Here is a 12,503-nt window from a genome sequence, read left to right on the forward strand (position 1 = left end):
CAATTACAAGAGATTAAAATCTTGTTTATGCATCATTAAGGCAAAATAGATATCACATGGCTAAGAAAAAAGACGACGAAAAGAAAAAACACGTTCCTGTAGTAACCAAAAAATCGCTACAGTTTCTAGAAGAATACATCAATAACCCTGCGCCTACTGGCTACGAGTGGGAAGGGCAAAAAATTTGGCTTAACTATTTAAAGCCCTACATCGATGAACATTTTATTGATAACTATGGCACGGCGGTTGGCGTAATTAACCCTAAGGCACCTTTCAAAGTGGTTATCGAGGCTCATGCCGATGAAATTTCTTGGTATGTAAACTACATCACCAGTGATGGCTTAATTTATGTAATCCGCAACGGTGGATCAGACCATCAAATTGCACCATCTAAACGAGTTAACATCCACACCGAAAATGGATTGGTAAAAGCTGTATTTGGCTGGCCGGCTATCCACACCCGCCATGGCGAAAAAGAACAGGCCCCAGAACTTAAAAATATATTTTTAGATTGCGGCTGCACATCTAAAGAAGAAGTAGAAAAACTAGGCATCCATGTAGGCTGTGTAATAACTTATGAAGATGAGTTTATGGTATTGAACGATCGCTATTACGTTGGTCGTGCGTTAGATAACCGTGTGGGTGGTTTTATGATTGCAGAAGTTGCCCGTTTACTAAAAGAAAACAAGAAAAAACTTCCTTTTGGTTTATACATCGTAAACTCCGTGCAAGAAGAAATAGGTTTACGTGGTGCAGAAATGATTGCAGCACGCATTAAACCAAACGTTGCGATTATTACCGATGTAACCCACGATACCACCACCCCGATGATTAATAAAAACATTCAAGGGGATTTATCGGCAGGCAAAGGACCAGTAGTTTCTTACGCACCAGCAGTGCAAACCAATTTGAACAAATTACTGATTAAAACGGCAGAGAAGAATGAAATTCCATTCCAACGCCAAGCCTCATCACGTTCAACGGGAACAGACACCGATGCTTTCGCTTATTCAAATGGAGGTGTTCCATCAGCTCTAATTTCATTACCATTGCGCTATATGCACACCACAGTAGAAATGGTGCATAAAGAAGACGTAGATAATGTGATCAGCCTAATTTACGAAAGCTTGCTAAACATTAAAGACGGTCAAGATTTCAGAGAATTTAAATAACGAAATTCAAACTATATTATCTGCCACAGAAACTCAAAACACAACCCAAACTTCCGGGTATTCCGTGCTTCTGTGGCAATTTTTATTTCCTAAACACATAACACAGTCCAGATCTGAGTTCTGTTACTCATTTATGTTTCGCCACGGAAACACAGAACACACGGAATACAATCCAAACCTCCGTGTATTCCGTGCTTCCGTGGCAATTTTTATTTCCTAAACACATAATAAAGTCCAGATCTAAGTTCTGGTAACTCATTTATCTTTCGCAAGGGAAACACAGAACACACGGAATACAATCCAAACCTCCGTGTATTCCGTGCTTCCGTGGCAATTTTTATTTCCTAAACACATAATAAAGTCCAGATCTAAGTTCTGTTAACTCATTTATGTTTCGCAACGGAAATACAGAACACACGGAATACAATCCAAACCTCCGTGTATTCCGTGCTTCTGTGGCAATTTTTATTTCCTAAACACATAATAAAGTCCAGATCTAAGTTCTGATAACTCGTTTATGCTTCGCCACGGAAACACAGAACACACGGAATACAATCCAAACCTCCGTGTATTCCGTGCTTCCGTGGCAATTTTTATTTCCTAAACACATAATAAAGTCCAGATCTAAGTTCTGATAACTCATTTATGTTTCGCCACGGAAACACAGAACACACGGAATACAAGGGATACAATCCAAACTTCCGTGTATTAGGCACCTAACTGTCGCTGATGATATTGCACGTTTTACTTCATTTCCAATAATCAAATACATCATAATTTAACACTCCTTCTGGTTGTATCCAATTTTTTTTCAATTCGAATGTAACAAATTTATTATATTAGATTATTAATCCGTTTCCCGATTACAATCATACTTATTATACATTATGGATTCGCCCCTCAACACCAAGAAAGCAGATGTTTCTATGATCTGCGATGCCCATTGGGATGTTATATTTGATCATGTAAGACTTGGCTTCTGGGAGTTTGAGTATGAGTCTGGGATTTTGCACACCAGTTACACCTGTAAGAGAAACTACGGATTACTGCCAGATGCAAGTTTCACCTTCGATAATTTATTGAGCATGATTTTACCAGAAGATTTGGACCACATGCAAGACGAAATACAACTAACCATTTCTGGCGAGAGAAGCAGTTACAACGTTCAGTATAGAATTAAGCGACCAGATGGAAGCATCAGAAAAATGAAGGTAGATGGAATTATGGTGCAAGAAATTGGCGAAATCAATAAAATAGTTGGAACCAGTCAAGACATTACCGATTTTAAAGGTTAATGTAAAAAGCTGCCCATCAAACCATCCCCTACTTAATCATAACCTTCTTCCCTGTTTTAGCAGAAGTTTTTGCCGCTTCCAAGATTTTAACCACAATTAAATTGTTTTCTAGTGATGACAAATCATTAACCGGTTGAATTTCATTCCGTAATACTGCTGCTAAGTAGCCTAGATGATTGGCATAGGCTGGCGTTAGAGGTTTAGCCTTGTAAATTGAATATTCAGGTTTACCATTAACCTTGCTTCGAAGGTTTTGATCATTTACAGCCTGAATGTAGCCCGTTTTACCGAAAACTTCCATATCCTTAATGCTAAAAGGCCAGTTCCAAGAAGCTTCGATAATGCCCGTAGCATTCGGATATTCCAACAAAATTGTAGCATCATCATCCACTAGCGGATAAACATCTTTTTTAATTTGATGCGTTACCGCAGAAACAGAAATGGGAGCCTTTCCATCCATTAACCAAGTCATTAAGTTGGCGCCATAACACCCAAAATCAACCAATGCACCAGCACCATTTTTTTTCGGATCCGTTAACCAGCTTAAAAACTCTTTACTCACGCCAATTTCCTTTGGCCCTTGATGTCCATCATGCACAATCATTTTCCGAACATCACCAATGGTTTTTTTCTCTTTGATGTCTAAATACGCTTCCTGATTACTAGGGTACCACGTGGTTTCGTAATTGGTAAGCAAATGAATTTTATACTTGCGAGCCAAATCTGCCATTTTTTGTGCCTGTTTAACATTGATGGCCAAGGGCTTTTCTACCATTACAGAAATACCCAAAGGCGCAGCCGCTTCAACAACAGCCAAATGATCGCTAATTGCATTATAAGCCAAAACCACCTGTGGCTTCTTCTTTTTGAGTAATGATGTTAAATCAGGATAGAACAAACTATCTGCAAGTTTATACTGTTTTTTAAAACGATCTACCAATTGTTGATTCGGCTCGGCAATACCAATCACATTTACCTCACCCTTTTGATAGCTGTTCATAATCAGATAAATATGATCGTGGTTGAGGCCGGCAACCGCTACATTGAGTTTTTGGGCATTAGCATAAAATGATAAGCAAATAAAAGCAATTAGGGCTAAACCTCTAAAGTAAGAAGATGATGTAAAAATTTTCATAATGCAGTATTGAAAGATGCACAAGTTATACATTAATGATTTTGTTCCTTCAATAGCATGAAAATATTACAAAATGCATCAGGCAAATTGAAGGCAGATTTTTTTTCTTAATTTTTATAACTTTAAAATAAAAAAGATAATGGCACAGAATAAAACAACCGAAAACGAACTTAGTGTATCCGATTTTTTAAATCAAGTAGAAGATGAAGCTAAACGAAAGGACAGTTTTGAGCTGGTTGAAATCTTTTCGAAAACAACAGGCTTTGAAGCGAAAATGTGGGGAGCCGCAATAGTTGGTTTCGGGAGTTATCATTATGTGTATGATAGTGGCAGAAGCGGCGATGCGCCCTTAGCAGGCTTCTCACCAAGAAAAGATAGCTTTTCGCTGTATCTATCCTCACAGCTAAAAGATCGTGAAGTACTGTTGCAGAAATTCGGCAAACACAAATCAGCAAAAGCCTGTATATACATTAAAAAATTATCCGACATTGATGTGGACATCCTCAAAAAAATGATTGTTAACTCTGTAGAAAACATCAAAAGTCTTTACCCATAGTACAATTTTTACACCCATCTGCGAGGTTTCGAAGAAAGCGTTTAATCTTGTAAATATGCAGTTACGCAACAATTACACTAAGCTAATTTTTGCATATTTACAATATCCTTATTCAACCAAACCAACCGGAAATGATCAAAAAACTTCACCTCTGTTTTTTAATAGCAGGCGCTTGTATTTCTTTAAATGCATTGGCGCAAGATGCGGTGAGCTACCAAAGCCCACCAAAAGAAATTGCCGATTTATTACTTGCTAAACCAACTCCAGGCGTAAGTATTGATGGCAAAGCCGAATGGATTTTGTTTAGCGAACGGAATTCCTATCCATCCGTAGAAGAATTAGCCATGCCAGAATACCGCATCGCTGGCCTACGCCTCAACCCAAACAATTATTCACCAAGCCGACAAACCTACATCAACAACTTCAGCTTAAAAAACATTAAAACAGACAAAACATTTCCAGTAACAGGCTTACCTACACCACTATATGCAGGCAGCATAAGCTGGAATCCATCTGAAAATAAAATTGCGTTCACCAACACCACGCAAAAAGGAGTCGATTTGTACATCATGGATTTAGCCACCAAAAAAGCAACTAAAGTTAACAAAGCATTTTTAAATGTTGTTTTGGGTAGCGGGCTTACTTGGCTAAACGACAATACAATCATCTATCGCACAGCAACAAAACCAGCAAGTGCCGCACCAGCGAAGCCGCTGATGCCAAAAGGACCAACCATACAACAAAACTTAGGTAAAGCCGCACCAAGTGCAACCTATCAAGATTTAATTAAATCGCCCTTCGATGAACAGTTATTTGAATTTTACGGTACATCACAACTCGTAAAGAATACAGGAGGCGTAGAAACACCAATTGGCAAACCCGCTATTTATGGCTCCGTGAGCTTATCACCAGATAAAACATACATGATGATAGAAACCATCCGTAAACCCTTTTCATATTTGGTATCGGCCGGAGGTTTCCCATCAACAGTAACAATAACAGATTTAACAGGCAAAACAATCAAAGTTTTGGCCGAATTACCCTCATCAGAAGGCACACCATCGGGCTACGACAACCTTCAAAATGTTCCCCGTGGTTTTGATTGGCGAGATGATGAGCCAGCAACCATTGTGTGGGCCAAGCCACTAGATAGCGGATTAATCAAAAAGAATGTTCCCTTCCATGATGCTGTTTACGCCTTAAGCGCCCCATTTACAGGATCAGAAAAAGAATTATTCAAAACCGTAACCCGTTATCGCGGCGTACAATGGGGCGATGCAAATCTCGCCCTAATTATGGAAGGATTAAGAAGCAAGCAAACCAGTAAAGTAAGTCGCTATAACCCAACAACCGGAGCAATAGAGGAACTTTACAGCCGTAATCAAACAGATGCATACGGAAATCCCGGTAGCCCAGTAACAACAAAAAACAAGTACGGCCGTCAGGTAATCCATACCGTAGATAATGGCACAAAATTACTAATGTACAATACGGTAGGCTCATCAGAAAAAGGAGACCTACCCTTTTTGGCTAAATTCGATTTATCCACTAAAAAAAATGAAATCATCTGGAGAAGTACCGAAGGAACATTTGAATACATAAGCGATGTAATCGATCCAGAAAAATTAGTTCTACTAACTCGCAAAGAAAGTCAAAAGTTAGTGCCCAATTATTACATTAAAAACCTCGTGTTAAGAATTGCCGACAGATCGGTAACAAACTTTACCAACCCTTACCCATCGCTAGAAGGCATCACCAAAGAAAAAATCTCGTACAAACGAGCGGATGGGGTTGATTTAACCGGAGATTTATACCTACCCAAAGGCTACAACAAAGACAAAGACGGCCCCTTACCAACCCTAATTTGGGCATATCCCCGCGAATTTAATTCAGCAGCCGATGCAGCACAAATCCGCGGATCTAAAGACAAGTTTACCACCATCAGCTGGGCATCACCAATATTTTGGGTAACCCGAGGATATGCCGTTTTAGACAATGCCGAAATGCCAATTGTGGCCAAAGACGCTAAAAAACCGAATGATACATTTGTCGATCAATTACAGCTCAATGCAGAAGCAGCCATAAATAAATTAGCCGATTTAGGTGTTGGAGACCGTAAGCGTATGGCCGTTGGCGGACACAGCTATGGAGCATTTATGACCGCTAATCTACTAGCGCACACCAACCTATTTGCAGCAGGAATAGCCCGTAGTGGCGCATACAACCGAACTTTAACGCCCTTTGGTTTCCAAAACGAAGAACGCACTTATTGGCAAGCACCCCAACTGTACTATGAAATGAGCCCATTCAGCTATGCAGATAAAATAAAAACACCTATTCTTTTAATACATGGCGATTCTGATGATAACCCAGGTACATTTCCAATAAATAGCGAACGCTTGTTCAATGCAATAAAAGGAGCGGGAGGCACAACACGTTTCGTATTCTTACCTTATGAAGCGCATAGCTATCGGGGCAAAGAAAACCTTCTGCACATGCTTTGGGAACAAGACCAATGGCTAGAAAAATATGTGAAAAATAAAAAGTAAATTTTTTCCCCACCTTAAAGATGCTCCGGTAAACGGGGCATTTTTTTTAATAGAATTGCTTAAATTTCTAATCTTAATTTTCCTTTTTTAAGGTTACCTTTAGCCTTGTAAATTCAAAATACCCGCCATTTATTTGTTTAGTACCATATGGACTACGTAGATTATTATAAAATACTGGAGTTAAAAAAAGATGCAAGTGCCGATGACATCAAGAAAGCCTACCGAAAGTTAGCCAGGAAATATCATCCCGATTTGAACCCAAATAATGAAGAAGCAAATAAAAAGTTTCAGCAAATTAATGAAGCCAATGAAGTACTAAGCGATCCTGCTAAACGCCAGAAGTACGATCAACATGGAAAAGATTGGCAAAATGCAGATCAATTTAACCAATACAGGCAAAATCAATCGCGTGGTAGAAGTGCTGATTATGACGCATTTGGCGGATTTGGAGGTGGCGATTTTTCTGATTTCTTCTCGTCGATGTTTGGAGGTGGAGGTGCACGAAGCAGCGGTAAATCTCCATTTAAAGGGCAAGATTTTTCAGCCGAACTTCAATTAAATCTTCTTGATGTATATACCACACATAAACAAACCCTTACCGTAAATGGCAAACAAGTTCGCATTACCATCCCGGCAGGGGTAGAAAACGGGCAAAAAATCAAATTAACAGGTTATGGCTCACCAGGTGTAAACAATGGCCCTCCAGGCGATTTATTCATTACCTTTTCCATCGCCGACGACCCTAAGTTCAAACGTAAGGGCAACGATATTTACGTTAACGAAGAATTGAATTTGTACACCGCGGTTTTGGGTGGCGAAAAAATTGTCGAAACTTTAAACGGCAAAGTTAAATTAAACGTTCCGGCAGGTACACAGCCAGATGCATCTTTGAGGCTAAAAGGCAAAGGCTTTCCAGTTTATAAAAAAGAAAATCAGTTTGGCGATTTGTATGTAAAATGGAAAGTTAAAGTACCTACAGCACTCAATAAAGAACAAAAAGAACTTTTCGAAAAACTATCTAAACTTTAAAAAAAGAAAAGAAGTATAAAAACCGAAACCACCATAATTCGTTATACATAAGCAAATCAAGTAAAATCTGATGGAAAATAATCTCATATCGATTGAAGACATTTGTTCATTTTATAATATAGAAATGAACTTTGTACGTTCCTTAGAAGAGTTTGGTTTGGTCCAAACAACGATACTCAAAAAAACCGTTTTCTTGAATACCGAAGAACTAACCAAGCTAGAACCCTACATTCGCTTATCAAAAGAGCTCGAAATTAATCTCGAAGGCATCCACGCTGTAGCTCAGTTGCTTAATCAACTACAAAAAATGCAGAGCGAAGTTTTAGCACTTAGAAATGAGCTCAAATTCTATCATCACTTGCACTAGCTGAGAAATATTTGCCTCAAATTAATTTATATTTATGGTAAATTATTTTTACCAACAAAAGGCTATCATAAACCATATCTTTTTAAGATTAGTTTCTTAAATTGGCTGTTTAAAATTTTTCTAATGAGCGATTCTTCAACAAAATTCATCGAAAAGATTAAATCCTCTTACGCCCCAACCGGCTCTTATATCTATTTGGGCGCTGGAATGTTAGATGGTGAAGTTTATGGAGAGGCCGAAGTTAATTTATCATTGAAAATGATGAACAGACATGGCTTAGTTGCAGGCGCAACAGGAACAGGTAAAACCCGTACCCTGCAATTGCTTTCCGAACAACTATCCGATGCCGGGGTGCCTGTTTTTATGCTCGATGTAAAAGGTGATTTATCTGGTTTAAACCAAGCAGGTACTATAAACCCAAAAATTGAAGAACGATCCAAACAATTAAATAAAACTTTCACACCACAAGGATTTCCAGTAGAAATCTATTCGCTCTCTGGTAAATTAGGGGCTCAAATGCGGGCAACCGTTTTAGAATTTGGCCCAACGTTGCTATCTAAAGTGCTCGATTTAAACGATACACAATCGGGCGTTATGGCCGTTATCTTCAAATATGCCGATGACCATAAACTACCGATTATTGATTTAAACGACCTTAAAAAATTGGTTTCCTATTTATCTGAAGGCGCTGGCGCAGCAGAGATTAAAAGCGATTACGGCTCAATCTCTACCGCTACATCTGGTACAATATTGAGAAAAATTGTAGCAATAGAACAGCAAGGTTTGGGTGGCATGTTCGGCGAAAAATCTTTTGACATAGAAGATTTGTTTGAACGCGTTGATGGCAAAGGAACCATAAGTTTGTTAAACATTGCCGATGTTCAAAATCAGCCAATTCTATACTCTACGTTCCTGTTAAGTTTATTGGCCGAATTGTTTAATACCATGCCAGAAGTGGGCGATTTAGACAAGCCAAAACTCGTTTTCTTTTTCGATGAGGCACACCTGCTTTTTAAAAATTCATCAAAAGCTTTTTTAGAACAAATTGAAACCATCATCCGATTAATTCGATCAAAAGGAATTGGCGTGTTTTTCTGCACGCAATCACCCACTGATGTTCCAGAAAGCGTTTTGGCACAATTGGGAAATCGCGTGCAACATGCACTAAGAGCATTTACTCCAAATGATGTAGATGCACTTAAGAAGACTGTTAATACCTACCCAAAATCAGATTTCTACGAAATAGACAAAGTATTAACCTCATTAGGAACTGGCCAAGCCTTAATTACGGTTCTAAATGAAAAAGGAATCCCCACAGAAGTTTCGGCAACCATGCTTACCCCGCCGAGAGCCGCAATGGGACCCTTAACCGCAGCTGATTTTGAAAAGGTAGTACAAAGCAGCCCAATGTATGCCAAATACAAAGATGCAATTGATCCAGAAAGTGCCTACGAAATTTTAACCAAAAGAATTAATGAACAAACCGCAGCCCTAGAAGAGCAAAAACAACAGGCTGAAGCTCAAAAACAGGCCGAGGTAGAGAGCAGACCAAAACCAGGCGAAAAGAGTATTGTTGAGCAGGTAATGGGCGCTACCATTACCCGCCAAATTGGAAAAGAAATTGTTCGGGGTATTTTTGGTATGCTAACCGGAAAAAAGACCAGACGAGGTGGTGGTTTATTCGGTTTTTAAACATAAGAGATTTTTAAAACAATGAGGTAAATCACAGATGATGAGCCCAAAAAAATATTCACATAACTAAAAAAATAAAACACAACGATTAGCCTTTAAATAACCTAAGGCTATTAAAATCCCATTATGAAACCAACCCTATTAATACTAGCTGCCGGGATGGCAAGTCGCTACGGAAGCATGAAACAAATTGATGGATTCGGCCCAAACGGTGAAACCATTATTGATTATTCTATCTATGATGCCATACAGGCTGGCTTTGGCAAAGTTGTATTCATCATTAAAGAAGAATTTGTAGATAACTTTAAATCCATCTTCGAACCAAAGCTTAACGGAAGAATTGAAACAGACTATGTTTTCCAAAATTTTGATTTGAAACAATTTGGCATTGAAGAAGAGATTTACAGAGAAAAACCTTGGGGAACTGCGCACGCAATCCTTTCAGCCAGAAAAGTTGTTAAAGAACCCTTTTGTGTAATCAACGCCGATGATTATTATGGTTATGATGCATTTAAAAAAATGGTCGATTTCTTAAACGACGAAGCGAGTGATAGTAATTTCTCAATCATTGGTTACGAAATTGGCAAAACACTTTCTGAATTTGGCGCTGTATCTCGTGGCGTATGTAAAGTAGATGCTTCAGGAAACTTAGAAGAAATTATCGAACGCACAAAAGTATATCCAAAAGATGGCAAAATCTTTTACGAGGAAGATGGAGAAGAATTCCCATTAAGCTTCGATACCCCAGTTTCGATGAATTTTTGGGGCTTTACGCCAGCCGTTTTTAAAATTACCGAAGAATTATTTAAAGAATTTGCCATGGCCAATAAAGATAAACCTAAGGCAGAATTTTTTATCCCTTTAATTGGCGAAAGCTTGGTAAAAACAAATGAAGCTACTTTTAAAGTTGTACCAACATCAAACAAATGGTTTGGCGTAACCTATAAAGAAGATAAACCATATGTTCAAGACAGTATTGATCAATTGGTAAAAAACGGCACTTACCCTGAAAAATTATGGAGCTAATTTCATTGCCGAAATTTTAAAATTCCATTCCTTAACAGGGAAATAAATTGCAACAAATAGGTTCGGGCTTAGTTAACCGAACCTATTTGCTTTATACCCCTATCTAAAGCCGAATGGAATGCTCTATAACAGACCAAACCTGTTACCGAATACATCGTTGTTTCTTGAAGGAGCTTAGTCAACAGGAAAATTTTTTCACGATCGACTTATACCAATTTGAAAATTTAAATAAACCCGCTCATCCTCATGACTGCTTTTGATATTGATAAACAAACACTAAATGATTTAGAAGTATTCGGCAGCAGTGAAGATCACAAATCACTGTTTGATTTGTTTAACCAAACATGTACAATTGAAGGTGAATCAACCTTGAAATTGATTTTCAAAAATCCCTTAACAGATATTAAAGTAATAACTGAACGACTAAAATTAATCCAATACCTGCAAAACAGTAGCTTAGATTTCAATCTTGATAAAGAATCAGTCGATTTTATAGCTTTCTATATAAGACAAAACAATCGACCAAAAAAACCATCCGCTTTATCAAAAATTAAAAAGACTGTTTCAGAATACCTAAATCCAACAAGAGCATTCTATATAAAAAGAAGAGGTGTAAAAGAAGTTTTAGACTTGATTACTTATCTAGATCTTATTGTTTCGCACTTAAACCGCAAAACAAATTTCAGCTTTTTAAAAAAAATAAATGATGTAATTATCGAGATAAAAAACAATAGGCCAATTGCGGAGTATCTTTTGTCAAAAAATAATAAGTTAACTCCTTCCAAATTATCAGTCTTTGATTTTGAGATTAGGACGACAGCGGCTAGCCAAATAACGAACCTATTAACGCTTCTATATGAGCTCGACGCATATTTTGCAGTAGCCAAAACAGCTAAACAACATACTTTGTGTTACCCACAACTCAATAGTGACGAAGAAAAACACGTTGAGATTAAAATGCTAAGACACATCTTTCTGGACAAACCCGTTCCAAATGATGTTTTTATTTCCACGGATAAAAACGTCTCATTTATAACTGGTGTAAACATGGCCGGAAAATCAACCTTATTGAAATCAATTGCGATCGCGGTTTATCTGGCTCATTTAGGCTTTCCAGTTCCCGCTCAACAGATGAAAACAAGCGTGTTCCATGGATTGATGACTACCATAAATATTTCTGACAGCTTAAGTCAGGGTTACAGTCACTTTTATAATGAGGTAAGACGAGTAAGCAGTGTTGCAAGTAAAATTGATGCGTGTAAAAATATGTTTGTCATTTTCGATGAATTATTTCGAGGAACCAACGTGAAAGATGCACATGAAGCGTCAGTTTCGATTATAAATGCCTTCTCAAAAATCAAAAATTGTTTTTTCATCGTTTCAACACATATTGTTGAAGTTGCTGAAGACCTACATCAAAATGAAAATATTGATTTCAACTTTCTTGAAACTAAAATGATTGGAAATAAACCAAGTTATTCCCATAAACTAAAGGCCGGAATTACTAGCGACAGAATGGGACTATGGATTATTAAGAATGAAGGAATCCTTAATATTTTGGACAGAAATGCGAAAAGATAATCCAGATTAAATTCCACTCCATCAGCATCCAAGTTTAATCAATTATAGGCCTTAACCATAAGTGCCAAAAGCAAATCATTTGTTGCCACACAATCCTTCTA

10 protein-coding genes are annotated in these 12,503 nt (G+C 37.9%); 9 read left to right on the plus strand and 1 reads right to left on the minus strand.

Annotated features, from left to right (window positions below; translation table 11 throughout):
* The first annotated feature begins 56 nt into the window (after positions 1-56).
* Together DHW03_RS13175 and DHW03_RS13180 are read left to right on the plus strand one after the other, a co-directional pair.
* Entirely contained in the window at positions 57-1,172 is a 1,116-nt protein-coding gene (locus DHW03_RS13175) for a M42 family metallopeptidase (RefSeq protein WP_109926311.1), read from the plus strand.
* Positions 1,173-2,059: 887 nt separating this feature from the next.
* Positions 2,060-2,467: a PAS domain-containing protein gene (locus DHW03_RS13180; RefSeq protein WP_109926312.1), complete on the plus strand. Its 408-nt coding sequence runs from the start codon at positions 2,060-2,062 to the stop codon at positions 2,465-2,467.
* 28 nt (positions 2,468-2,495) lie between these two features.
* Here DHW03_RS13180 and DHW03_RS13185 read toward each other — a convergent pair whose 3' ends face one another.
* Positions 2,496-3,602: a Gfo/Idh/MocA family protein gene (locus DHW03_RS13185; RefSeq protein WP_109926313.1), complete on the minus strand. Its 1,107-nt coding sequence runs from the start codon at positions 3,600-3,602 to the stop codon at positions 2,496-2,498.
* A gap of 139 nt (positions 3,603-3,741) precedes the next feature.
* Between DHW03_RS13185 and DHW03_RS13190 the strand changes: the two genes are divergently transcribed.
* From DHW03_RS13190 to DHW03_RS13220, 7 genes are all read left to right on the plus strand, one after another.
* Positions 3,742-4,158, plus strand: a complete 417-nt coding sequence (locus tag DHW03_RS13190) for a DUF1801 domain-containing protein (protein ID WP_109926314.1) — start codon at positions 3,742-3,744, stop codon at positions 4,156-4,158.
* 131 nt (positions 4,159-4,289) lie between these two features.
* Positions 4,290-6,707: an alpha/beta hydrolase family protein gene (locus DHW03_RS13195; RefSeq protein WP_109926315.1), complete on the plus strand. Its 2,418-nt coding sequence runs from the start codon at positions 4,290-4,292 to the stop codon at positions 6,705-6,707.
* Positions 6,708-6,854: 147 nt separating this feature from the next.
* Positions 6,855-7,736 carry a DnaJ C-terminal domain-containing protein gene (locus tag DHW03_RS13200; protein WP_109926316.1) on the plus strand — a complete coding sequence of 294 codons (882 nt, stop codon included), beginning with the start codon at positions 6,855-6,857 and terminating at the stop codon, positions 7,734-7,736.
* A 70-nt stretch (positions 7,737-7,806) separates the two neighbouring features.
* The gene (locus DHW03_RS13205; protein WP_109926317.1) at positions 7,807-8,103 is read left to right on the plus strand and encodes a chaperone modulator CbpM; all 297 of its coding nucleotides are present in this window, start codon (positions 7,807-7,809) and stop codon (positions 8,101-8,103) included.
* A 123-nt stretch (positions 8,104-8,226) separates the two neighbouring features.
* Complete coding sequence (locus DHW03_RS13210) at positions 8,227-9,795, plus strand: helicase HerA-like domain-containing protein (RefSeq protein WP_109926318.1); 1,569 nt, start codon at positions 8,227-8,229, stop codon at positions 9,793-9,795.
* 126 nt (positions 9,796-9,921) lie between these two features.
* Positions 9,922-10,821 (plus strand): nucleotidyltransferase family protein, encoded by a 900-nt coding sequence (locus DHW03_RS13215; RefSeq protein ID WP_205941009.1) that lies wholly within the window; start codon positions 9,922-9,924, stop codon positions 10,819-10,821.
* A gap of 246 nt (positions 10,822-11,067) precedes the next feature.
* Entirely contained in the window at positions 11,068-12,402 is a 1,335-nt protein-coding gene (locus DHW03_RS13220; protein WP_109926320.1) for a MutS-related protein, read from the plus strand.
* Positions 12,403-12,503 lie beyond the last annotated feature (101 nt).

This window comes from Pedobacter yonginensis (assembly GCF_003173595.1).
GTDB lineage: Bacteria > Bacteroidota > Bacteroidia > Sphingobacteriales > Sphingobacteriaceae > Pedobacter > Pedobacter yonginense.